We start from the raw sequence: 20328 nt of genomic DNA, 5'->3' as shown, positions 1-20328 counted from the left end.
CAGTCTGTACTGCCCCACCCGAACCCACCGAGCCTGCCGCCCTGATGCCCTGGTCCCCCTTGCCCGCCTTCCCTGCCCACCTGCATGCCGCCGCGGCCCGTATCCGCCTGGCCTGCTTCGACGTGGACGGCACCCTCACCGACGGTCGGCTGTACTACGACAAGGACGGCAACGAGAGCAAGGCGTACTTCGTGCAGGATGGCCTGGGCCTGAAACTGCTGCAGCAGCACGGCATCCACCCCGTGCTGATCACCGCGCGCAACAGCCAGTCCGCGCTCAAGCGCGGCGCCGACCTCGGCATCGACACCCAGATCGCCGTGGGCGACAAGCTGGCCAGCGTGCAGGCGCTGTGCGCGCAGCATGGCATCGGCCTGGAACAGGTGGCCTTCATGGGCGATGACCTGCCGGACCTGGCGCCGCTGGGCGCGGTCGGCCTGGCGGTGGCGCCGGCCAACGCCCATCCGTGGATCGCCGAGCGCGTGCACTGGCAGACCCGTGCCGATGGCGGGCGTGGCGCCGCGCGCGAGCTGTGCGACATCCTGCTGGCCGCGCAGGGGCATGTGGATGCGGTGCTGGCGAGGTTCGGCGCATGAACCTGCCGACCGTGAACTGGCGCACCCTGCTCGGCATCGGCCTGCTGCTGGCCGCCCTGCTGAGCAGCTGGGCGGCGCTGCGCAACCGCGACAAGGGGCCAGCCAGTGGCGGCCAGGAAGTGGGCGTGGACTACATCCTGCACGACTTCCAGATCGTCGCCCTGGATGAGCAAGGCAAGGAATCGACCACTCTCCGCGCACCGTTGCTGGAACGCCAGCGCGGTGACCAGACCATCAACATCGCCACGCCGTTGTTCGAGATGCCGGACAAGGATGGCAGGCACTGGACCCTGCGTGCCGAAACCGGCTGGCTCAGCGCCAAGGGCGACGAGATGAAGCTGCGCGGCAACGTCGCCGGCGACAGCCCGGTCGGCCCGGGCACGGTGCCGACCACCTTCCGCACCGACCATCTGGACGTGTTCCCGAAGGAAAACCGCGCCCGCACCGACGCCCTGGTGACCATGACCCGCCCGGGCATGGAACAGTCCGGCGTCGGCTTCGAAGTGGATTCGAAGAACAACACGTATCATTTCCTCAGCCAGTCCAAGGGCCGCTACACGCCCAAACGCTGATTCCGCCGCCAGCCTGCGACGTCTCCGGACAGGCGCAAGGCCGGCAGCCCCACCCGCCCGCCCCCGGTCCACCCGGGAGGCCCCCACCGGTAGAACGGACCCCGATGAAGATTCCCTTTGCCGCCGTACTCGCGCTTGGTCTTCTTGTCCCCAGCGCCGCCTTCGCCAAGTCCACCGACCGCAACGAAGACATGCACATCGATTCCGGCGCCCAGTCGGGCACGCTCACCGGCGACGGCAAGACCGTGCTGTCGCAGGGCGTGATCATCACCCAGGGCACGCTGGACCTGCGCTCGTCCGAGGCCGAGATCTACCTCAAGGACGGCGAAGCGGTGCGTGTGGTGTTCACCGGCAAGCAGGCCAAGATGAAGCAGCAGCTTGATGATGGCACCTGGATGGACGCGCTGGCCGATCGCATCGACTACGACATCAAGACCGAGATCATCACCCTGACCGGCAACTACAAGGTCACCAGCGCGCGCGGCACCAATGCCGGCCAGCGCATGGTCTACAACACCCGCACCGGCGAAATGAACTCCGGTGGTGACGGCAGCCGCGTGCGCACCGTCATCCCGCCGAAGAACAAGACCCCGGCCGCACCTGCGGCACAGCCCAAGGCCACCACGCCGGCACAGCCGGCCGGGAGCAGGAAGTAATGCTCGTCGCCAAGGGCCTGCGCAAGAAGTACAAGCAACGCGAAGTCGTCAAGGACTTCGGGCTGACCCTCGACGCCGGTGAAGTGGTCGGCCTGCTCGGCCCCAACGGCGCCGGCAAGACCACCTGCTTCTACATGATCGTCGGCCTGGTTGCCGCCGATGCTGGCAGCATCGTGCTCGACGGCAAGGACATCACCGGCGACCCGATGTATACCCGGGCCAAGCAGGGCGTGGGTTACCTGCCGCAGGAGCCGTCGGTGTTCCGCAAGCTGACCGTGGCCGACAACCTCCGCCTGGTACTGGAGCTGCGCGAAGACCTGGATTCGGCTGGCCGCGAGCGTGAATTGAACAGCCTGCTCGACGAACTGCAGCTGGGCCACGTCGCCGACCAGCTCGGCGCCAGCCTGTCCGGTGGCGAACGTCGCCGCTGCGAGATCGCCCGTGCCTTGGCCGCGCAGCCGCGCCTGATCCTGCTCGACGAACCGTTCGCCGGCGTCGACCCGATTTCCGTCGGCGAGATCCAGCGCATCGTCACCCATCTCAAGCAGCGTGGCATCGGCGTGCTGATCACCGACCACAACGTGCGCGAGACCTTGGGTATCTGCGACCGCGCGTATATTCTCGCTGAGGGCAGCGTGCTGGCCCAGGGCTCGCCGGAAGCGATCCTGGACAACGCCGATGTACGTCGCGTCTACCTCGGGGATTCCTTCAAGCTGTGAAGCAGTCGCCGGGTTCCTCTCCTTCCTTTCGGCACAGGCATGAAGACTCGGCTGCAGACATCGTTGGGACAGCAACTGGTGCTCACGCCCCAGTTGCAGCAGGCGATCAAGCTGCTGCAGATGTCCACCACCGAGCTGGAGCTGGAGATCGCCCAGGCGGTGGAAAGCAATCCGCTGCTGGACTGGGCCGACAGCAGTGACAGCAGCAGCGCCAGCAACGAAGGCAGCGATGGCAACGATGGCAACGACGGTGATGCGCCCGCAGAACGTACCGATGCCGGTGACGACTGGGCACCGGCCGAACTGGACTGGAGCGCGGCCGGCAACGGCGGCAGCTTCGACGATGACGACGATACCGGCAGCGCCGCCGAGCGCGTAGCCGAAACCGAAACACTGGCCGACCATCTGCTGTGGCAGCTGCATCTGTCGCATCTGTCCTCGCGTGATCGCAGTATCGGTGCCGCACTGATCGATGCACTGGACGACGACGGTTACCTGCGCGAGCCGCTGGCCACCATCGCCGAAACCCTGTTGCCGGCGATCCACGCCGACGAGGACGAGATCCTCGCCGTGCTGCATCGCATCCAGCGTTTCGATCCGGTCGGTGTGGCTGCACGCACGCTGGGCGAATGCCTGCTGCTGCAGCTGGATGTGCTGGCCGGTGACACGCCCGGCCTGGTGCTGGCGCGACAGATTGCCGCAGGCCCGCTGGAACGGCTGCCGCGCAGCGGCGTCGCCGGGCTGGCCCATGAACTGAAACAGCCCCTGGACGAGGTCGAGACGGCAGTCACCCTGCTGCGCTCGCTGGACCCGCGCCCGGGCACGCAGATCGCACCGCTGGCGCAGGACACCTACGTGGTGCCGGATGTGGTGGTGTGGCGGCAGAACGGCGTATGGCGCGCAGCGCTGGCCGCGCATGCCGGGCCGAAGGTGGTGATCCACCGCGGCTACGAACAGCTGATCCGACGTTGTGGCGACGCCGATGCCGGCTACCTGCGTGCCCAGCTGCAGGAAGCGCGCTGGCTGCTGAAAGGGCTGCAGCAGCGTGGCGAAACCCTGCTGCGGGTGGTACGCAGCCTGATCCTGCAGCAGGCCGGCTTCCTCGAATTCGGCGAGCAGGCGCTGCGTCCACTGACCCTGCGCGAGATCGCCACCGAGCTCGGCCTGCACGAATCCACGGTCTCGCGCGCGATCGCCCGCAAGCACGTGCGTACCCCGCGCGGCACCCTGCCGCTGCGCGCCTTCTTCGCCTCGGGCATCGATACCGAGGGCGGTGGCGAGGCGTCCAGCACGGCCATCCAGGCGATGATCCGGCGCCTGATCGACGACGAGAACCCGCGCAAGCCGCTTTCTGACGCCAAGCTGGCTGACCTGCTCAAATCGTCGGGAATTCCAGTAGCGCGACGCACCGTGGCGAAGTATCGTGAAGCCATGAACATTTCCGCCTCGCACGAAAGGGTCAGAATCGCTTGACGCGCCGCCGCGCCCGGCGGAGAGGTTCATTGGCACATCCGAACACAGGAGAAACCCGATGCGCATCGAAACGTTTGGCAAAGATGTCGAAGTCACCCCGGCCCTGCAGTCCTATGTAGAGGAGAAGCTGGCCCGGATCGGCAAACACTTCGACCAGCACTGCGAAGCGCGGGTGACCCTCAAGCTGCAGAAGACCGAACACCACGTCGACGCCAGCCTCAACATTCCCGGCCAGACCCTGCACGCCGAGGCCAATGCCCAGACCATGTATGCCGCGATCGACCTGCTTGCGGACAAGCTTGACCGTCTGGTGATCAAGCACAAGGAGAAAAAACAGCAGCACGCACCGCTGCCGGTGGGCGACAATGGTGGCTGATCGCCACCGTTCCCCGCAGACATGCCCCTGACTGACCTCCTGGCGGCCGTGCAGACCCAGCTCTGCACGGCCACCGACCGCGACAGCGTCCTGCAGGCCGCCGCCGGGTTGCTGGCCTGCCGCCAGGCCAACGCCGAACAGATCTATCTGAACCTGTGCCAGCGCGAAGCGCTGGGCAGCACCGCGATCGGTCACGGCATCGCCATTCCCCACGGCCGCGCGCCAACCCTGGACCGCCCCCGCGGCGCCCTGCTGCGGTTGGCCACCCCGGTCGACTTCGGTGGCGACGAGCCGGTGGACCTGGTGTTCGCCATGGCCGTCCCCGCCCACTACACCCACCAGCACCTGATGCTGCTGTCCGAGCTGGCCGAGCTGTTTTCGGCGCCCGACATCCGCCAGGCCCTGCGCGAAGCGGGCGATGCCCGGGCGCTGCGCGAGGCGCTGGACATGACCCCACCTGCGAGTGCCGCATGAATACCAGCATCACCGCCCGTGAACTGTTCGAACAGCAGCGCGAGCGGCTGGGGCTGCGCTGGGCTGCCGGCAAGTCCGGCGAGAAGCGCGAGCTGGAGGCCGGCAACACGGTCTCGCGGCGTCCGTCGCTGGCCGGCTACCTCAATGCGATCTACCCCAACAAGGTGCAGATCCTGGGTACCGAGGAACTGTCCTGGCTGGATGCGCTGGAACCGCGCCAGCGCTGGGAGACCATCGAAAAGATCATGCAGTCGCACCCGCTGGCGCTGGTGCTGACCCGCAACCAGGCCTGCCCGGAAGACCTGCGCGCCGCTGCTGACGAATCCGGCACGCCGCTGTGGCTGTCGCCCAAGCGCGGCCACGAACTGCTCAACCATCTGTCCTACCACCTGGCGCGTACGCTGGCGCCGCGGGTGATCCTGCATGGCGTGTTCATGGAGATCTACTCCATCGGCGTGCTGATCACCGGTGAGGCCGGATCGGGCAAGAGCGAGCTGGCGCTGGAACTGCTCAGCCGCGGCCACCGCCTGGTCGCCGATGATGCGCCCGAATTCACCCAGATCGCGCCCGACGTGCTCGATGGCACCTGCCCCGAACTGCTGCAGGACCTGCTGGAAGTGCGCGGCCTGGGCGTGCTGAACGTGCGCGAGATGTTCGGCGACACGGCTGTAAAGAAGAACAAGTACCTTCGGCTGATCGTCCACCTGACCAAGCCGATGACCGAACCCACCCCGCATGGCTACGAGCGCCTGACCGGCGACTCGGGCACCCGCCATGTGCTGGACCTGGATGTACCGCTGATCACCCTGCCGGTGATGCCCGGCCGCAACCTGGCCGTGCTGACCGAGGCCGCGACCCGCCTGCACATCCTGCGCACCAAGGGCATCGACCCGGCGGCCATGTTCATCGCCCGCCACAGCAACCTGCTGGAACGGCGAACACCCTGATTCCCCTGTCCTTCGAAGAGCCTGTCCATGAGCACCGTCACCCCCTCCGCCCCGACCCTGATCATCGTCAGCGGCCTGTCCGGCTCGGGTAAATCCGTCGCCCTGAAGACCTTCGAGGACCAGGACTACTACTGCTCGGACAACCTGCCGATCAATCTGCTGCCCGACTTCGTGCGCAGCCTGCTGGCCAACCACGACGGCAGCGCACCACGCCGCCTGGCCGTAGGCATCGACGTGCGCGGCCAGGCCGACCTGAGCCAGCTGGGCGACTGGCGGCAGCTGGCCACCGATGCCGGCGTGGAAGTGAAGGTGCTGTTCTTCGAGGCCAGCGACGAGGCTGTGCTCAAACGCTACGCCGACACCCGCCGCCGCCATCCACTGAGCCAGCTGGGCCTGTCGCTGCCAGAAGCGATCGCGCGTGAGCGTGAATTGACCGCACCGCTGCGCCGCGAGGCCGATGCGGTGATCGATACCAGCAATCTCAACGTGCATCAGCTGCGGCGGCGGATCATCACCGAGTTCACGATGGACCATGCCACCGGCCTGTCGCTGCTGTTCGAATCGTTCGCCTACAAGCGCGGCGTGCCGGCCGAGGCTGACTTCGTGTTCGATGCGCGGGTGCTGCCCAATCCACACTGGGACCCGGATCTGCGTGCGCTGAGTGGCCGCGAACCGGGCGTGCGCGACTACCTGGAAGCGCAGCCGGACGTGCAGCGCTACCTGACCCAGCTGATGGATTTCCTCGATACCTGGCTGCCGAAGCTGGGGGATGGCACCCGCAGCTATGTGACCGTGGCCTTCGGCTGCACCGGCGGCAAGCACCGTTCGGTGTTCCTGGCCGAGCGCTTGGCCCGGCATGCCCGCGAGATGGGCTGGGAAGACGTGGCGACCTACCACCGCGAACAGGATTGAGGGGTGCGGCCGGGCTGCGCCCGGCACCCGCAGAGGCCACGTCAACGGCAAGAGCGGGATTACGTGGGATGGCGGGGCGGTGTGGGTCTGCAGGACACGCCGTAAACCCGTCCATGGGGGCTCGATGGCGCCATCCATGGCGCCAACGGTCCTGCAGACCCACACCGCCCCACCTCTGACAGATTCCGTGTGCTGTTGGTAGGTGTCGACCTTCGTCGACACGGTAGATCCACGCCATGCGTGGATGAATCCCGGTCAGGTACCGAAAAACGGATGGGGTCGGATCCTTTTCCAACGGAAATGGGCTCCGACCCGAGCAACGCTGAATACGGGACACAGTGCCCCTCATCTGCTGCTATCGCCAATTCACCTTGACCTGTTAACGTGCAGTAATGACCTGTGGCATTCTCCTCGTAACACATCCCGGGGTCGGGACCGCCCTGCTTGACGTGGCGACCCGGCTCCTGCGGCAATTGCCGCTGAAAACCGAAGCTTTCGAAGTACCGTTCGACGCAGACCTGGACGCCCTGCTCCCGCTCGCCTCGGCCGCTCTGCGGCGGGTCGACAGTGGTGAAGGCGTGCTGATCCTGACCGACCTGTACGGCGCCAGCCCCGCCAACCTTGCCGGGCAGCTGGCCCGGCTGGGGACCCCGGTTCGCCGGGTGTCGGCGCTGAGCCTGCCGATGTTGCTGCGGGTGATGAATTATCCGGAACAGGGACTGGATCAACTGCCCGCCACAGCCGCGGCGGGTACCCGTAATGGAGCGATAGTCGACGATGCTTGAACGAGAACTCACCGTGAGCAACCGCCTGGGCCTGCACGCCCGGGCCACCGCCAAGCTGGTGCAGACCCTGGCGCCGTTCCGCTGCAACGTGACCATGGCCGCCAAGGGCCGTGAGATCAACGCCAAGAGCATCATGGGCGTGATGCTGCTGGCCGCCGGCCAGGGCACCCCGGTCACGGTGCGCATCAACGGCGAGGACGAAGCCGCCGCGATGGAAGCGGTGGTCGGCCTGTTCGAACGCCGCTTCGACGAGGACAGCTGAGCGTGCCACGCGCGCGCGCCGGCCAGATCCCCTCCGGCCAGCGGCCGGTACAGCTGCTGGCCGGGCACGGTGCTGCCCGTGGCGCAGCGATGGGCCGGGCGCGGGTGCGCCTGCCACATGCGCTGGAAGTGGCCGAGCAGCGCGTCGCCGCCCATCAGGTCGAGGCTGAGCTGGCCCGCCTGCACCGCGCGGTGGATGCCGCGCGCACGGAAATGCACGAACTGCGGCAGCGCCTGCATGGCGCCCTGAACCAGGAAGCGGGCGAGTTCCTCGACCTGCATGCCCTGCTGCTGGACGACCCCGAGCTGTTGTTCGGGCTGGACGAACTGATCCGCAGCGGCCCCTACAGCGCCGGCTATGCGTTGCGCCTGCAGCGTGACCGCCTGGCCAAGGTCTTCGATGGCATGGACGATGCCTATCTGAAGAGCCGCATGGACGACCTCGACCATGTAATCGGCCGCATCCACGCCTTCCTGCAGCCCGAACGCCCGCCGGTGATGAAAGGCCTGGCCGGTGAAATCCTGGTCTGCGATAACATCGCGCCCTCCGAGCTTGCCCAGTTGCAGGCGCAGGGCGTGGTCGGCATCGTCACCGCCGCCGGCAGCGCGCTGTCGCACAGTGCGATCCTGGCGCGCAGCCTGCACCTGCCCTTGATCGTCAACGTGCCGCAGCTGCTCAGCCGCATCGCCGATGGCGACGTGCTGATCATCGATGGCGCCGACGGCAGCATCACCGCCAACCCGCAGGCCGACAACCTGCGCGACTACCGCGCGCGCCTGAAAGAACATGCGCGCGAGCAGCGCGAGCTCGGCCGCCTGCGCAGCAAACCCAGCCGTACCCGCGACCAGGTCGACATCGCCCTGCTGGCCAATGCCGAATCGCTGGAGGACGTCACCCAGGCGCATGCGCTGGGCGCGCAGGGGCTGGGCCTGTACCGCACCGAATTCCTGTTCCTGCAGCGCAACGAGCTGCCGGACGAAGAAGAACAGTTCCAGACCTACCGCGATGCCGCGTTGGGCATGAGCGGGCGACCGGTCACCATCCGCACGCTCGATCTGGGCGCGGACAAGGCCGACCGCACCGGCCTGACCCTGAGCAACGAAGAAAACCCGGCCCTGGGACTGCGCGGCGTACGCCTGTCGCTGGCACGGCCCAAGGTGGCCGACACCCAGCTGCGCGCGATCCTGCGCGCCTCGGCCTACGGCAAGCTGCGCGTGCTGGTGCCGATGGTCAGCACCCGCGAGGAACTGCTGGCGGTGCGCCGGCGCATGCTCAAGCTGACCGAACAGCTGCGCAGCGAAGGCCACATGGTGTCCGACCATGTGCCGCTGGGCGCGATGATCGAGGTGCCCGCTGCGGCGTTGGCGCTGGAGAGCTTCATCGACCTGGTCGACTTCCTGTCGATCGGCACCAACGACCTGGTGCAGTACCTGCTGGCCGCTGACCGCAACAACGAGGCACTGGGCGAGCTGTATTCGCCGCTGCATCCGGCCGTGCTGCGGTTGCTGCAGATGGTGATCGAGACCGGCGCGCGGCATCGCATTCCGGTGGCGGTCTGCGGTGAGATGGCCGGTGATGCACGGATGACTCCGCTGCTGCTGGCGCTGGGCCTGAGCGAATTCAGCCTGCACCCCGGCACACTGCTGGAGGTGCGCCGCGCGATCCGCGAGGCCGACCTGGCCGCGCTGCGCGCGCGCGCACCGAAGCTGCTGGCCGCACGCGACCGCCGCGCGATCGAGCGCTGGCTGGCGCTGGTGGCGGATACGCCCTGAGCGCCAAGGGTAGTGCCGGCCGCTGGCCGGCAACCTCATGGCCTTCGATGGGGCCGCTTGCCGGCCAGCGGCCGGCACTACCACCGCCCGGCGGCTATGCGTTGAAACATCCCCTTGCGATAATGACGCGCTGAACACCCCTGTTGCCGCATCCTTGCCGGGATCGCGGCTTTTCTTATCCCGCGGGAGCTGCGATGGCTGAAGCTGTACGCCACGACAAGACTGCGCGCCAACTGCGGATGCTGTCCGACGCACTGGACAGCGGTCGGCTGGGCCCGGTGCGCCGCCTGGTCAACACCCTGGCCCCGGCCGAGATCGGCAACCTGCTCGAATCGCTGCCGCCGGGCAAGCGCGAGGTGGTCTGGGGCCTGGTCGATCCGGAAGATGACGGTGAGGTGCTGGTCCACGTCGGCGACGACGTGCGCGAGAGCCTGCTCGCCGACATGGACCCGGACGAGATCATCGCCGCGGTCGAAGACCTGGACATCGACGATCTGGCCGACCTGGTCGAAGATCTGCCGGACACGGTCATCGACGAAGTCCTCAAGTCGATGGACCGCGAGAACCGCGAGCGCTTGGAGCAGGTGCTGTCCTACCCCGAGGACAGCGCCGGCCGCCTGATGAACCCGGACGTGGTGACCGTGCGCGCCGACGTCAACGTTGACGTGGTGCTGCGCTACCTGCGCCTGCGTGGCGAACTGCCCGACCACACCGATCATCTGTTCGTGGTCAGCCGTCGCCATCAATACCTCGGCCGGGTGTCGCTGGCGGCACTGGTGACCCACGAGGACACCACCCCGATCAACCGCCTGATCGACGACGAGCAACCGGCGATCGATGTCGGCGAAAGCGACCAGGAGGTCGCCCGCCAGTTCTCCGACCATGACTGGATCTCCGCGCCGGTGGTGGACGACAACAACATCCTGGTCGGCCGCATCACCATCGATGACGTGGTCGACATCATCCGTGGACAGGCCGAGCACCAGGCGCTTGGCGCCGCCGGCCTGGACGAGGACGAGGATCTGTTCAGCCCGGTCTGGCGCGCCATGCGCCGCCGCCTGATGTGGCTGTCGGTCAATCTGTGCACGGCATTCCTGGCGTCCAGCGTGGTCGGCCACTTCGAGGGCACCATCGACAAGCTGGTGGCGCTGGCGGTGCTGATGCCGATCGTTGCGGGCCTCGGAGGCAACGCCGGCACCCAGGTGCTGGCGCTGATGGTGCGTGGCCTGGCGTTGGGCCAGGTGGGCGCCTCCAACGCGCGCACGCTGCTGTGGAAGGAAGTGCGGGTCGCCTTGTTGAACGGCGTGATGCTGGGTTCGGTGCTGGGCCTGATCGTACTCGCTTGGTTCCACTCGCCCGGGTTGTCGGCGGTGATCGCCATCGCGCTGACCTGCAACCTGCTGTTCGCCGCGTTGGCCGGCGTGCTGGTGCCACTGACCCTGAAACGCTTCGGCTTCGACCCGGCGCTGGCCAGCGGCATCTTCCTGACCGCCGTGACCGATTCGATGGGCTTCTTCACCTTCCTCGGCCTGGCCACCCTGGTGCTGCTGCACTGACCGCATCAAGGATCGGGCCCCGCCAAGCGGGCTCGGACCCCACTCAACGGGAACACCCATGGCAACAACGATAGAAAACTACTTCCAGCCCGGCTGGCGCGACCAGCAGCACACCTGCCCGGCCTGCGAATGGAAGGGCAGCTCGCGTGCCATGGAGATGGAGCTGGACGAGGACGCCACCGAGTACGACTGCCCGGTCTGCGAGAACCCGCTGCTGGTGGTGCTGCACCCGGATATGGCGCAGGTGCAGGCTGCGGCCGCCGAAGGCAATGCCGAGGCACAGGAGCAGCTGGACATCATCGCCAGCTTCCCGCGCCCGCAGTGACGCGGCGCATGATGCCGGGCCGACGTTGGCGGACTACGATGCAGGCGTTCTCGCCGCTTCGGAAAACCCCATGGTCCGTTTGCTGTCGCGCTGGCTGCCATTGCTGGCCCTTCTGATGATGAGCGGTTGCACTTCGCTGCCGGACAGCGCGCGTGGCCGCTTCGAAGCACGTGCGGTGAAGGTGGACGGGCACACGGCTTACTACCAGGTGTTCATTCCCGCGGGCCTGCAGGCCCGCAGCCCTGGTGGGCAGACGCCCGCAACCTCCAACGTCCCGGTCATCCTGTTCCTGCACGGTTCGGGCGAGCGCGGCGCCGATGGCATCAAGCAGACCCACGCCGGGCTGGGGCCTTATCTGCGCGAGCATCCCGACTTCCCTGCCCTGGTGGTGTTTCCACAGGTACCGGGCCATGAGGAATGGAGCGGCCGCAACAACCGTGCGGCCGTTGCCGCGCTGGACGCGACGATCACCGAGTTCGGCGCCGACCCGGCACGGCAGTACCTGACCGGCATGTCGATGGGCGGCTACGGCAGCTGGAACATCGCCCTGGATGACCCGCGCCGCTTTGCCGCGATCGTCCCCGTGTGCGGTGCCGTGCTGGCACCACGCGCAAAGCGCCCGACCCTGTTCGTCGAGCAGGTCGCCCAGGAAACCGATCCGTATGCCGTGATCGCGCAGCGCCTGCAGCACACGCCGGTCTGGATCTTCCACGGCGCGCTGGACGACGTGGTGCCTCCGGATGACGACCGCAGGCTGCATGCCGCATTCCAGAGCGCCAACGCACGCGATGTGCGCTACACCGAGTACCCGGAAGGCAATCACAATGCCTGGGACGCTACCTACGCCGACCCGGCCATGTGGGCGTGGCTGTTCGCGCAGAAGCGCTGAACCGCAGTTTCTGCTGGGAAACAACTGTTGGTGGATGCCTACCCGTTGCTCGGCTTGGGTATTGGTGGATGCCTACCGTTGCTCGGCTTGGGTATTGGTGGGTGCCGACCGTTGGTCGGCTTGGGTATTGGTGGGTGCCGACCGTTGGTCGGCACTATCTCTCCGCCTCGGGGTAATCCATTGCTTGGTACCTCCCATCGATCTCCCATCGGCACCAGGCATACGGATACTCTCCCACGCAGCTCACCAAGTTCGCCCTGACCGGGTTGGCGACGATGTACATCGCATGGCGAAACAGTGATTCTTCAGAACGAATGGCATGATCGTGATAGCTCGATTGCCAGAATGGTCCTGTCCTGCCCAGCATGCGGTTGATCCGCAATGCACTGCTCGATTTGAATCGTTGCATGATGTAGTCCAGCGAGAACGCACGGAGCTCCACAAGCCAATGGATGTGGTCCGGCATGACTACATAGGCAAGTGAGTACGTCAGGCCTTCAGTATCAAGGCGACGGACCACGTCCATCACCAACTGCGCCGCTGTGGCATCGTCGAAGTAGCGTCGACGCCCCTGGGTGACGGTCGTCAGGATGTAGGATTGCCCGATCCGGGAATGGCGGCCAAGCCTCAGGCGTGCGCGGTTCATGGGTACAAGCGTGTGCCTCCCGACCGCCTTCTTCTATCGGGCAACCCCATCAGTCCAGGTAGGCCCGTAGCTATTCAATGTCTGAGCCCGGCACTTCACGGGACTGATGGTTCTGTGCCGACCAACGGTCGGCACCCACCCAGACAGTTCAAGGTGAATCCTATTTGTGCCGACCAACGGTCGGCACCCACCCAGACAGTTCAAGGTGAATCCTATTTGTGCCGACCAACGGTCGGCACCCACCCAGACAGTTCAGGGTGAATCCCTTTTGTGCCGACCAACGGTCGGCACCCACCAGGGCAGGTCAGCCCAGCAGCGTTTCCAGCACGGCCATGCGCACGGCGACGCCGTTGGCGACCTGGCGCAGCACCCACGACTGCGGGCCGTCGGCCACCTCATCGGTCACTTCCACGCCGCGGTTGATCGGGCCTGGATGCAGCACCGCGGCATCCTTGCCGGCGCGGGCCAGGCGTTCGTTGGTCAGGCCGTACTGCGCGTGGTACTGCTCCAGCGACGGCACCAGGCCTTCTTCCATGCGCTCGCGCTGCAGGCGCAGCATCATCAGCGCGTCGACGCCTTCCAGCATCGCGTCGAAATCATCACCGACCACGCAGCCTTTCAGGGTCTCGTCGTCCGGCAGCAGCGACTGCGGGCCGCACACGCGGATCTCGCCCACGCCGAGCGTACGCAGCGCATGCAGGTCGGTGCGGGCCACGCGCGAGTGCTTCACGTCGCCGACGATCACCACCTTCATCTTCGAGAAATCCGGGCCCTTGGCCTGGCGCAGGGTCAGCATGTCCAGCAGGCCCTGGGTCGGGTGCGCGCTGCGCCCGTCACCGGCGTTGATCAGTGCAGTGCCCTCACCCGCTGCCTCGGCCAGTGCGGCCACGGCGCCATCATCGGGGTGGCGCACCACGAAGCCGCGCACGCCCATCGCCTCCAGGTTGCGCAGCGTGTCGCAGGCGGTTTCGCCCTTGCGCGTGGACGAAGTCGAGGCATCGAAGTTCAGTACGTCGGCGCCCAGGCGCTGCGCGGCCAGCTGGAACGAGCTGCGGGTGCGCGTGGACGGTTCGAAGAACAGCGTGCACACCGCCGAACCGGCCAGCACGTGGCGCTTGTTGCCGACACGACCGACCGCGGCGTCGCGGATCTGCCCTGCCCGGTCAAGCAGCTGCAGCAGGGTGTCGCGCGGAAGGCCTTCGAGGGTCAGCAGGTGGCGCAGGCGGCCGGAGGCATCGAGTTGCTGGGCGGTCATGGCGGTGTCGGGCAGTCAGGGAATGGGGGTGGCGTCGTCCGGCGACGACAGCCAACGGTCGATGATCACCGCCGCGGCAACGGCATCGAGGGCGGCCGCATCACGGCGGCGCTTGCGCCCTTCGGCGCGCTCGACAGCGAAGCGGCGGGCGGCCTCGACCGAGCTGGAACGCTCGTCGATCATCACCACCGGCAGCTTGAAACGTTCCCGCAGCTGGCGGGCAAAGCCCTGCGCGCGCTTGCGGTTGGGCTGGTCCTGGCCGTCCAGGGTCAGCGGGTCGCCGACCACCAGGCCGTCGGGCTTCCATTCCTTGAGCAGGCGTTCGATCGCGGTCCAGTCCGGGCCGTTGCCGTGCACATCGACCACGGCCACCGCGCGCGCATGCGCAGCGAAGGCACTGCCGATGGCCACGCCGATACGCCGCGAGCCAACATCGAAACCCAGAACGGTGCCATCACGGCGGATGGCCGGGGCAGCAGAATCCGGCGCGGGCGCGATGGGCTCAGACATGGCCGCTGTAGTCGGTCAGCCGGAACAGGTCCACACCGATACGCGAGGCTGCACCCTGCCAGCGCTGCTCCAGCGGCAGCTGGAACACCAGCTCGGCATCGGCCGGCACGGTCAGCCAGCTGTTCTCGGACAGCTCGCTTTCCAGCTGCCCTGCGCCCCAACCCGCACAGCCCAGCGTGACCACGGCATTGGCCGGGCCTTCGCCACGTGCCATCGCTTCGAGGATGTCGCGCGAGGTGGTCAGGTACAGGCCTTCACCCACGATCAGGCTGGAATCCCATGCGCGTGCGTCGTCATGGATGACGAAGCCGCGCTCGGGATGCACCGGGCCGCCGTTGAGCACCATGCGCGCCTGCAGGTCGCCATCACCGGTGGTGATGTCCATCTGTGCAAGCACTTCCCCCAGCGTGTACTCGGAAGGCTGGTTGACCAGCACGCCCATCGCCCCGTTCTCGTCGTGCTGGCAGATCAGCGCGACGCTGCGGGCGAATGTCGCGTCGAGCAGCGACGGCAGCGCGACGAGCAGGTGATCGGCAAGGGAAGTCGGCGTAACAGGCATGGGCCCATTCTACCTGCTGGGGGCGGGATGGTCGCGCGATGGCGCCGAACCGCGATGGGCTAGGATGGTGCTTTGCCATGGAAGGTCATCGATGCAGTCTTCATCGCCCCTGACCCTGCCGGCACGCAGCGCCATCGTCCTGATCGCGCTGCTGCAGGGCCTGATGCTGTATGCCGCGCAGGAGCTGTCCGATGCGTGGCCGTTCCGCGATATCGGCTGGCGCTACTGCTGGTACGCCTGGGTGCTGGCCATTCCCAGCGCGGTGGCGCTGAGCCTGGTCGAGCTGGGCCAGCGCCGCCTGTGGCTGCAGGCCGCGCTCGGCTCGGCGGTGGTGCTGGCGCTGGCCGCCTGGACCGGCTGGAACCTCAACGGCGAGACCGCACTGGAATCGGGCGCGCTGCAGTTCCCGCTGACCCTGGGCATGGCCGTGGCGGTGTTCGTGGCCCTGCCCTGGTGGCAGTTCCAGCTGCAGCACGGGCATTGGCGTGCCAGCTACCCGGAGCTGTTCGAGCGCGCCTGGCAGAATGGTTTGACCCTGGCCCTCGCCGCGCTGTTCACCGGGCTGACCTGGCTGCTGTTGTGGCTGTGGGCGGCGCTGTTCCAGCTGCTCGACGTGACCGTCTTCCGCGACCTGTTCCGGCAGGACGCGTTCATCGCGCTGGCCACCGGCAGCCTGGCCGGGTTCGGCGTGCTGATCGGGCGCACCCAGCACCGCGCGATCCAGATCACCCGCCAGGTGCTGTTCGCGATCTGCCGCGGGCTGCTGCCGCTGCTCTCGTTCATCGCCGTGCTGTTCGTGCTGAGCCTGCCGCTGACCGGGCTGGAGCCGCTGTGGAAGACCCGCTCGGCCGCCAGCCTGCTGCTGGTGCTGTCGCTGCTGCTGGTGTCGTTCACCAATGCGGTCTACCAGCAGGGCGACGACACCGCGCCCTACCCCGTCGTGCTGCGCCGGCTGGTCGAGGCCAGCCTGCTGGCGCTGCCGGTCTATGCGGTGCTGGCGCTGTATGCACTGGGCCTGCGCGTGGTGCAGTACGGCTGGACCCTGGACCGCTTCTGGGCGGTGCTGATCGCGTTGGCCGTGGCCGGCTATGCACTGGGCTACGCGCAGGCGGTAGTGCGCCGGCAGGGCCGCTGGCTGCAGACGCTGGAGCCGGTCAACCGCTGGATGTGTTGGGCGGTGCTGGCACTGGCATTGCTGGGCAACTCGCCGCTGCTGGACCCGGTGCGGCTGACCCTGTCCAGCCAGTTGGCGCGCCTGCGTGCGGACCCGCCAGCGATCACCAGCAGTGACGTCAACGTGCTGCGCTTCGATCTTGGGCGCCGTGGCGTGCAGGCGCTGCGCGAGCTGCAGCGTGATCCGGCCATCACCGCCGATGCCAACGCGCCACAGGTGATCGCTGCCGCGCTGGCACGTACCTCGCGCTGGGACGATGGACAGCGCCTCGACAAGGGTCTGCAGGACGTCGCCGCCCTGCAGCGCGCGCTGAAGCTGGCCAAGGGATCCAGCTCGCCACCGGACGATTGGTGGCAGGCACTGGCCACCCGCGCGATCAATGGCGAATCGTGCGCCCAGAGCGAGCGCGACTGCCTGATCGTGCATCGCGACCTGGATGGCGACGGCAACGCCGAGGTACTGCTGTGCGAGCTGTACACCCACCGCGGGCCGGACTGCGTGCTGTACGCACGTGGCAGGGATGCCCAGTGGCGCCGCGCCGGTTCGCTGTTCGGCACCGTCAGCGGCCAGGCCGAGGCGATCAACCAGGCCCTGCGTGACGGCGAACTCATGCTTGTGCCACCGCGCTGGCCGATGCTGTCCATCGGCGGGCGCCCCGCGGTGGCCATCGATCCCGAACCCGAATCCAACGAGTCTTCTCCATGAGCGGTTACTGCCTCATCGCCCCGGGCCATCCGGTGCACGACTACTACCACGCCAACGAATACGGCTTCCCGCAGCGTGACGAGCGCGAGCTGTTCGAGCGGCTGGTGCTGGAGATCAACCAGGCCGGGCTGAGCTGGGAGACCATCCTGAAGAAGCGCGAGGGCTTCCGCGCGGCCTATGACGGCTTCGATGTGGACCGCGTGGCGGCGTATGCCGAGCAGGACATCGAACGCCTGCTGTCGGACGCGGGCATCATCCGCAACCGGCTGAAGGTGCTGGCGGCGATCCACAACGCACAGGTGATCCAGCAGCTGCGGGCCAGCCACGGCAGCTTCGCGGCGTGGCTGGACGCGCACCATCCGCGCAGCAAGGCCGACTGGGTGAAGCTGTTCAAGAAGACGTTCCGCTTCACCGGCGGCGAGATCACCGGCGAATTCCTGATGAGCCTGGGCTACCTGCCCGGTGCGCACGCCGAGGACTGCCCGGTGCATGCGCGGCTGCTGACGCTGTCGCCGCCGTGGTTGCAGGCCTCCCGGTAGTGCCGGCCGCTGGCCGGCAGCCTCGGAATGCTGCAGGTGTTGCCGGCCAGCGGCCGGCACTACCGTCGAATCGTCACACGCCCATGTAACGGCCCGGGCGGTGATTGAACATCAGCACCAGGCTGAGCACCACCGCGCCGATCGCCGAGTACAGCACCTTCGACGGCGACAACACGAAGAACGCGGCCACCATCAGGCAGGCGTCGTAGGACATCTGCACCTTGCCCGCGCTCCAGCCGCGGGTGCGCTGCAGGTACACCGCCAGGATGCCGATACCACCGAGGCTGGCACGGTGCCGGATGAAGAACAGGATGCCCAGGCCGGACAACGCACCGCCCACGATCGCCGAATACAGCGGGTTGATGTGCGAGAAATCGATCCAGCGCGGCAGCAGGTCGGTCAGGACGCCACAGGCGGTGACCGCAGCAAAGGTCTTCAGGGTGAATTCCCAGCCCATGCGCCGCAGCGCCACCCAGTAGAACGGCAGATTGACCAGCACGAACACCAGGCCGAAGTTCCAACCCATTGAGTAGTGCAGCAGGAAGGCCATGCCGGCCATGCCGCCGATCATCAGCCCACCCTTGGCGAAGATGGCCAGGCCCAGCGAGGCCACCATCGTGGCCAGCACCATGCCCTGCACGTCCTCGGCGATCGAGTGGCGCAGCGCTTTTTCGTCGGCGGTGGTGCCGGCACTGTCGGGCGGCGGGGTCAGCGGACCGGCGGTGACCAGGTGGCCGTCAGCGTCGTCGCACGGCGCGGGGCCATGGGCGGGAAGGGACATACGGGTGGGGGAACAGCAGGTGGGGAGCGATATTAGACACGATCTGCATGACAGTTGCAGATGAAATCGTTCAGCTGCGCTCGCCCATTCAGGTTATTCCGGAGGCGTCACCGGCAGCACGGCCAGCATGTCCTCGCCATCATCGTCCATGCCTGTCTCGACGAAACCGAAGCTGCCATAGAAGGCGCCCGCCACCGGATTGCGCGGGTTGTAGCAGATCTCGATCTCGGCCAGGCCGGGCGTGTCCCGGATCTGCGCCAGCGCCACTTCCAGCGCGCGCCGCCCGATGCCACGCCCCTGCCAGCGCTGATCGACCATGAAGCGCCAGATCGAGATGCGCTGCGGCGTCTCCGGCACCCACATGAAGAATCCAACCAGCTCGCCATCGGCCTGGATGGCACGGGTCTGGTAGCCGGGATGGAATGCGGCCTGCACCAGCGACCAGGTGTTGCCGGCAACGAAGTCCTGCTGCGCCTCACTGACGTCGAGATCGCACACGGCTTCGTAGTTGTCGACGGTGATCGCGTCCAGCGTGACCTGCATGAGGGCGTCCTGCCTCGGGATGAACGCCCAGTCTGCCTGACCCCGGAGGCCGTGTAGCCTGACCCCCACACGACCGTTCAGCGCCGGGTTGCCTGCTCAGCCCTTTCCGGCCAGATGGTGCGCCACCAACGCATTGGCATGGCCGTGGCCCACCCCATGCTCGCTTTTCAGGAAGCTGACCAGTTCCATGTGTTTCAGGCCCTTCTTGCCCGCCAGCAGCCCGAACCAGTGCGCCACCGGCTGACCGTAGGTCTTCTCGATGGAGGGGAAGTACGAGGCCGGGCCTTTCGGCTTGGTGTCAGCGCTCATGTGGAAGCTCCTAGCATTGGATGTACGGGTACGACGAACCGGGGAGCCGGAAATCGACAGATCCGTTCAATCCGGGAGCCGTATCATCCCTTCATGCCCCGTGAAAACCTCAACGACCTGCAGGCCTTCGTCCACGTTGCCCGCGAAGGCAGCTTCACCAGGGCCGCCGCCCAGCTGGGTGTCTCCCAGTCCGCGCTCAGCCATGGCATGCGCGGCCTGGAAGAGCGCCTCGGCGTGCGCCTGCTGACCCGCACCACCCGCAGCGTGTCCACCACCGAAGCCGGTGCGCGCCTGCTCGAGACCCTCGCCCCGCGCCTGGCCGAGATCGAGGACGAACTGGCCGCACTGGCCGAGTACCGCGAACGCCCGGCCGGCACCATCCGCATCAATGCCACCGGCCATGCCGCCGAATACATCGCCTGGCCGCGGCTGGCGCCATTGCTGCAGCAGTATCCGGACCTGAAGGTGGAACTGGCTGCAGACTACGGCCTGGCCGACATCGTCGCCGAGCGCTACGACATCGGTATCCGCCTCGGCGAACGGCTGGCGCGCGACATGATCGCGGTACCGGTCAGCCCACCGCTGCGCATGCGCGTGGTCGGTGCGCCCAGCTACTTCCGCCAGCATGTGGTGCCACGGCATCCGCACGACCTGGCCAACCACAACTGCATCACCCTGCGCCTGCCTACGCATGGCGGACTGATGCCGTGGGATTTCGGCCGGGACGGCAACGAACTGAGCGTGCGCGTGACCGGTCAGTGGACCTTCAACACCATGGGCATGACCCGCGCGGCTGCACTGGCCGGCAGCGGGCTGGCCTGGCTGCCGGAAGACCAGGTGCAGCCGATGCTGGACGATGGCCGCCTGCAATCCGTGCTGGACGATTGGTGCCCGCACTTCGATGGCTACTACGCGTATTACCCGTCACGCCGCCACGTCACCGTGGCGATGCGGACGGTGCTTGATGCGTTGCGCGGGCCGATGGCTGGATGAGGT

At 67.2% G+C, this 20328-nt stretch carries 25 protein-coding genes; 18 read left to right on the top strand and 7 right to left on the bottom strand.

Annotation, left to right across the window (positions count from 1 at the left end; genetic code table 11):
* Nucleotides 1-44: 44 nt before the first annotated feature.
* From ACZK3W_RS05130 to ACZK3W_RS05060, 15 genes are all read left to right on the top strand, one after another.
* Complete coding sequence (locus tag ACZK3W_RS05130) at nucleotides 45-593, top strand: KdsC family phosphatase (RefSeq protein WP_049398160.1); 549 nt, start codon at nucleotides 45-47, stop codon at nucleotides 591-593.
* Nucleotides 590-1165, top strand: a complete 576-nt coding sequence (lptC, locus tag ACZK3W_RS05125) for an LPS export ABC transporter periplasmic protein LptC (RefSeq protein ID WP_071228064.1) — start codon at nucleotides 590-592, stop codon at nucleotides 1163-1165. Before ACZK3W_RS05130 ends, lptC begins: the two co-directional genes overlap by 4 nt.
* A 104-nt stretch (nucleotides 1166-1269) precedes the next feature.
* Nucleotides 1270-1821, top strand: coding sequence for a lipopolysaccharide transport periplasmic protein LptA (lptA, locus tag ACZK3W_RS05120; RefSeq protein ID WP_121504002.1), 552 nt, complete (start codon nucleotides 1270-1272; stop codon nucleotides 1819-1821).
* Nucleotides 1821-2540, top strand: a complete 720-nt coding sequence (gene lptB, locus ACZK3W_RS05115; protein WP_032130193.1) for an LPS export ABC transporter ATP-binding protein — start codon at nucleotides 1821-1823, stop codon at nucleotides 2538-2540. Before lptA ends, lptB begins: the two co-directional genes overlap by 1 nt.
* A 39-nt stretch (nucleotides 2541-2579) precedes the next feature.
* Nucleotides 2580-4013, top strand: coding sequence for an RNA polymerase factor sigma-54 (locus tag ACZK3W_RS05110; protein WP_478450537.1), 1434 nt, complete (start codon nucleotides 2580-2582; stop codon nucleotides 4011-4013).
* Nucleotides 4014-4071: 58 nt separating this feature from the next.
* Complete coding sequence (hpf, locus tag ACZK3W_RS05105) at nucleotides 4072-4389, top strand: ribosome hibernation-promoting factor, HPF/YfiA family (RefSeq protein WP_004147311.1); 318 nt, start codon at nucleotides 4072-4074, stop codon at nucleotides 4387-4389.
* A gap of 21 nt (nucleotides 4390-4410) precedes the next feature.
* Nucleotides 4411-4863 carry a PTS sugar transporter subunit IIA gene (locus ACZK3W_RS05100; protein ID WP_032130191.1) on the top strand — a complete coding sequence of 151 codons (453 nt, stop codon included), beginning with the start codon at nucleotides 4411-4413 and terminating at the stop codon, nucleotides 4861-4863.
* Complete coding sequence (gene hprK / locus ACZK3W_RS05095; protein WP_005408388.1) at nucleotides 4860-5810, top strand: HPr(Ser) kinase/phosphatase; 951 nt, start codon at nucleotides 4860-4862, stop codon at nucleotides 5808-5810. The genes ACZK3W_RS05100 and hprK overlap by 4 nt, the downstream gene beginning before the upstream one ends.
* A gap of 27 nt (nucleotides 5811-5837) precedes the next feature.
* A complete protein-coding gene (rapZ, locus tag ACZK3W_RS05090; protein ID WP_032130190.1) occupies nucleotides 5838-6722 on the top strand; it encodes an RNase adapter RapZ in 885 nt (294 codons plus the stop codon).
* Nucleotides 6723-7114: 392 nt separating this feature from the next.
* Nucleotides 7115-7507 (top strand): PTS sugar transporter subunit IIA, encoded by a 393-nt coding sequence (locus ACZK3W_RS05085; protein WP_014036239.1) that lies wholly within the window; start codon nucleotides 7115-7117, stop codon nucleotides 7505-7507.
* Entirely contained in the window at nucleotides 7500-7769 is a 270-nt protein-coding gene (locus ACZK3W_RS05080; RefSeq protein WP_005408385.1) for an HPr family phosphocarrier protein, read from the top strand. The genes ACZK3W_RS05085 and ACZK3W_RS05080 overlap by 8 nt, the downstream gene beginning before the upstream one ends.
* Nucleotides 7770-7771: 2 nt before the next feature.
* Nucleotides 7772-9541 carry a phosphoenolpyruvate--protein phosphotransferase gene (gene ptsP / locus ACZK3W_RS05075; RefSeq protein WP_478450536.1) on the top strand — a complete coding sequence of 590 codons (1770 nt, stop codon included), beginning with the start codon at nucleotides 7772-7774 and terminating at the stop codon, nucleotides 9539-9541.
* A gap of 194 nt (nucleotides 9542-9735) precedes the next feature.
* Nucleotides 9736-11097, top strand: coding sequence for a magnesium transporter (mgtE, locus tag ACZK3W_RS05070; RefSeq protein WP_010483662.1), 1362 nt, complete (start codon nucleotides 9736-9738; stop codon nucleotides 11095-11097).
* A 58-nt stretch (nucleotides 11098-11155) separates the two neighbouring features.
* Nucleotides 11156-11422, top strand: coding sequence for a hypothetical protein (locus ACZK3W_RS05065; RefSeq protein WP_010483664.1), 267 nt, complete (start codon nucleotides 11156-11158; stop codon nucleotides 11420-11422).
* Between the two features lie 70 nt (nucleotides 11423-11492).
* Nucleotides 11493-12311 carry a carboxylesterase family protein gene (locus ACZK3W_RS05060; protein ID WP_180838214.1) on the top strand — a complete coding sequence of 273 codons (819 nt, stop codon included), beginning with the start codon at nucleotides 11493-11495 and terminating at the stop codon, nucleotides 12309-12311.
* 154 nt (nucleotides 12312-12465) lie between these two features.
* Here ACZK3W_RS05060 and ACZK3W_RS05055 read toward each other — a convergent pair whose 3' ends face one another.
* The 4 genes from ACZK3W_RS05055 to ACZK3W_RS05040 all read right to left on the bottom strand — a co-directional run bounded on the left by ACZK3W_RS05055 (nucleotide 12466) and on the right by ACZK3W_RS05040 (nucleotide 15281).
* Nucleotides 12466-12957, bottom strand: a complete 492-nt coding sequence (locus tag ACZK3W_RS05055; RefSeq protein WP_293798953.1) for an REP-associated tyrosine transposase — start codon at nucleotides 12955-12957, stop codon at nucleotides 12466-12468.
* Nucleotides 12958-13261: 304 nt separating this feature from the next.
* Nucleotides 13262-14212 carry an aspartate carbamoyltransferase catalytic subunit gene (locus ACZK3W_RS05050; RefSeq protein ID WP_032130186.1) on the bottom strand — a complete coding sequence of 317 codons (951 nt, stop codon included), beginning with the start codon at nucleotides 14210-14212 and terminating at the stop codon, nucleotides 13262-13264.
* Between the two features lie 15 nt (nucleotides 14213-14227).
* Nucleotides 14228-14722 carry a Holliday junction resolvase RuvX gene (gene ruvX, locus ACZK3W_RS05045; RefSeq protein WP_049400682.1) on the bottom strand — a complete coding sequence of 165 codons (495 nt, stop codon included), beginning with the start codon at nucleotides 14720-14722 and terminating at the stop codon, nucleotides 14228-14230.
* Nucleotides 14715-15281, bottom strand: coding sequence for a YqgE/AlgH family protein (locus tag ACZK3W_RS05040; RefSeq protein WP_004147177.1), 567 nt, complete (start codon nucleotides 15279-15281; stop codon nucleotides 14715-14717). Before ACZK3W_RS05040 ends, ruvX begins: the two co-directional genes overlap by 8 nt.
* A gap of 91 nt (nucleotides 15282-15372) precedes the next feature.
* Here ACZK3W_RS05040 and ACZK3W_RS05035 point away from each other — a divergent pair, with 91 nt between their 5' ends.
* A complete protein-coding gene (locus tag ACZK3W_RS05035; protein WP_478450535.1) occupies nucleotides 15373-17160 on the top strand; it encodes a DUF4153 domain-containing protein in 1788 nt (595 codons plus the stop codon).
* Nucleotides 17157-17699 (top strand): DNA-3-methyladenine glycosylase I, encoded by a 543-nt coding sequence (locus ACZK3W_RS05030; RefSeq protein ID WP_049400680.1) that lies wholly within the window; start codon nucleotides 17157-17159, stop codon nucleotides 17697-17699. Before ACZK3W_RS05035 ends, ACZK3W_RS05030 begins: the two co-directional genes overlap by 4 nt.
* A 73-nt stretch (nucleotides 17700-17772) precedes the next feature.
* Here the strand turns inward: ACZK3W_RS05030 and ACZK3W_RS05025 are convergent, their stop codons facing one another.
* The 3 genes from ACZK3W_RS05025 to ACZK3W_RS05015 form a co-directional block, all read right to left on the bottom strand.
* Nucleotides 17773-18480, bottom strand: coding sequence for a YitT family protein (locus ACZK3W_RS05025; RefSeq protein WP_032130182.1), 708 nt, complete (start codon nucleotides 18478-18480; stop codon nucleotides 17773-17775).
* Between the two features lie 93 nt (nucleotides 18481-18573).
* Complete coding sequence (locus ACZK3W_RS05020) at nucleotides 18574-19023, bottom strand: GNAT family N-acetyltransferase (RefSeq protein ID WP_071228056.1); 450 nt, start codon at nucleotides 19021-19023, stop codon at nucleotides 18574-18576.
* A 96-nt stretch (nucleotides 19024-19119) separates the two neighbouring features.
* Nucleotides 19120-19332, bottom strand: a complete 213-nt coding sequence (locus tag ACZK3W_RS05015; protein WP_293799557.1) for a DUF4287 domain-containing protein — start codon at nucleotides 19330-19332, stop codon at nucleotides 19120-19122.
* 93 nt (nucleotides 19333-19425) lie between these two features.
* On the opposite strand from ACZK3W_RS05015, the gene ACZK3W_RS05010 reads away from it, so the two are divergent.
* Complete coding sequence (locus ACZK3W_RS05010) at nucleotides 19426-20325, top strand: LysR family transcriptional regulator (RefSeq protein WP_478450534.1); 900 nt, start codon at nucleotides 19426-19428, stop codon at nucleotides 20323-20325.
* Nucleotides 20326-20328 lie beyond the last annotated feature (3 nt).

The organism is Stenotrophomonas sp. 80084_Sma (assembly GCF_056481995.1).
The sequence above is the reverse complement of the archived record's forward strand: the minus strand, read 5'-3'. Positions and strand labels throughout refer to the sequence as shown.

Excerpts from the sequence above, each read along its gene's own strand:
- ACZK3W_RS05080 (WP_005408385.1), top strand. The coding sequence starts at position 7,500 with ATGCTTGAACGAGAACTCACCGTGAGCAACCGCCTGGGCCTGCACGCC.
- ACZK3W_RS05035 (WP_478450535.1), top strand. The coding sequence starts at position 15,373 with ATGCAGTCTTCATCGCCCCTGACCCTGCCGGCACGCAGCGCCATCGTC.
- hprK (WP_005408388.1), top strand. The coding sequence starts at position 4,860 with ATGAATACCAGCATCACCGCCCGTGAACTGTTCGAACAGCAGCGCGAG.
- ACZK3W_RS05060 (WP_180838214.1), top strand. The coding sequence starts at position 11,493 with ATGGTCCGTTTGCTGTCGCGCTGGCTGCCATTGCTGGCCCTTCTGATG.
- ACZK3W_RS05085 (WP_014036239.1), top strand. The coding sequence starts at position 7,115 with ATGACCTGTGGCATTCTCCTCGTAACACATCCCGGGGTCGGGACCGCC.
- ruvX (WP_049400682.1), bottom strand. The coding sequence starts at position 14,722 with ATGTCTGAGCCCATCGCGCCCGCGCCGGATTCTGCTGCCCCGGCCATC.
- ACZK3W_RS05020 (WP_071228056.1), bottom strand. The coding sequence starts at position 19,023 with ATGCAGGTCACGCTGGACGCGATCACCGTCGACAACTACGAAGCCGTG.
- lptB (WP_032130193.1), top strand. The coding sequence starts at position 1,821 with ATGCTCGTCGCCAAGGGCCTGCGCAAGAAGTACAAGCAACGCGAAGTC.
- ACZK3W_RS05010 (WP_478450534.1), top strand. The coding sequence starts at position 19,426 with ATGCCCCGTGAAAACCTCAACGACCTGCAGGCCTTCGTCCACGTTGCC.
- ACZK3W_RS05110 (WP_478450537.1), top strand. The coding sequence starts at position 2,580 with ATGAAGACTCGGCTGCAGACATCGTTGGGACAGCAACTGGTGCTCACG.
- ACZK3W_RS05015 (WP_293799557.1), bottom strand. The coding sequence starts at position 19,332 with ATGAGCGCTGACACCAAGCCGAAAGGCCCGGCCTCGTACTTCCCCTCC.
- ACZK3W_RS05030 (WP_049400680.1), top strand. The coding sequence starts at position 17,157 with ATGAGCGGTTACTGCCTCATCGCCCCGGGCCATCCGGTGCACGACTAC.
- ACZK3W_RS05065 (WP_010483664.1), top strand. The coding sequence starts at position 11,156 with ATGGCAACAACGATAGAAAACTACTTCCAGCCCGGCTGGCGCGACCAG.
- ACZK3W_RS05055 (WP_293798953.1), bottom strand. The coding sequence starts at position 12,957 with ATGAACCGCGCACGCCTGAGGCTTGGCCGCCATTCCCGGATCGGGCAA.
- rapZ (WP_032130190.1), top strand. The coding sequence starts at position 5,838 with ATGAGCACCGTCACCCCCTCCGCCCCGACCCTGATCATCGTCAGCGGC.
- ACZK3W_RS05025 (WP_032130182.1), bottom strand. The coding sequence starts at position 18,480 with ATGTCCCTTCCCGCCCATGGCCCCGCGCCGTGCGACGACGCTGACGGC.
- mgtE (WP_010483662.1), top strand. The coding sequence starts at position 9,736 with ATGGCTGAAGCTGTACGCCACGACAAGACTGCGCGCCAACTGCGGATG.
- lptC (WP_071228064.1), top strand. The coding sequence starts at position 590 with ATGAACCTGCCGACCGTGAACTGGCGCACCCTGCTCGGCATCGGCCTG.
- hpf (WP_004147311.1), top strand. The coding sequence starts at position 4,072 with ATGCGCATCGAAACGTTTGGCAAAGATGTCGAAGTCACCCCGGCCCTG.
- ACZK3W_RS05130 (WP_049398160.1), top strand. The coding sequence starts at position 45 with ATGCCCTGGTCCCCCTTGCCCGCCTTCCCTGCCCACCTGCATGCCGCC.
- ACZK3W_RS05050 (WP_032130186.1), bottom strand. The coding sequence starts at position 14,212 with ATGACCGCCCAGCAACTCGATGCCTCCGGCCGCCTGCGCCACCTGCTG.
- lptA (WP_121504002.1), top strand. The coding sequence starts at position 1,270 with ATGAAGATTCCCTTTGCCGCCGTACTCGCGCTTGGTCTTCTTGTCCCC.
- ACZK3W_RS05040 (WP_004147177.1), bottom strand. The coding sequence starts at position 15,281 with ATGCCTGTTACGCCGACTTCCCTTGCCGATCACCTGCTCGTCGCGCTG.
- ACZK3W_RS05100 (WP_032130191.1), top strand. The coding sequence starts at position 4,411 with ATGCCCCTGACTGACCTCCTGGCGGCCGTGCAGACCCAGCTCTGCACG.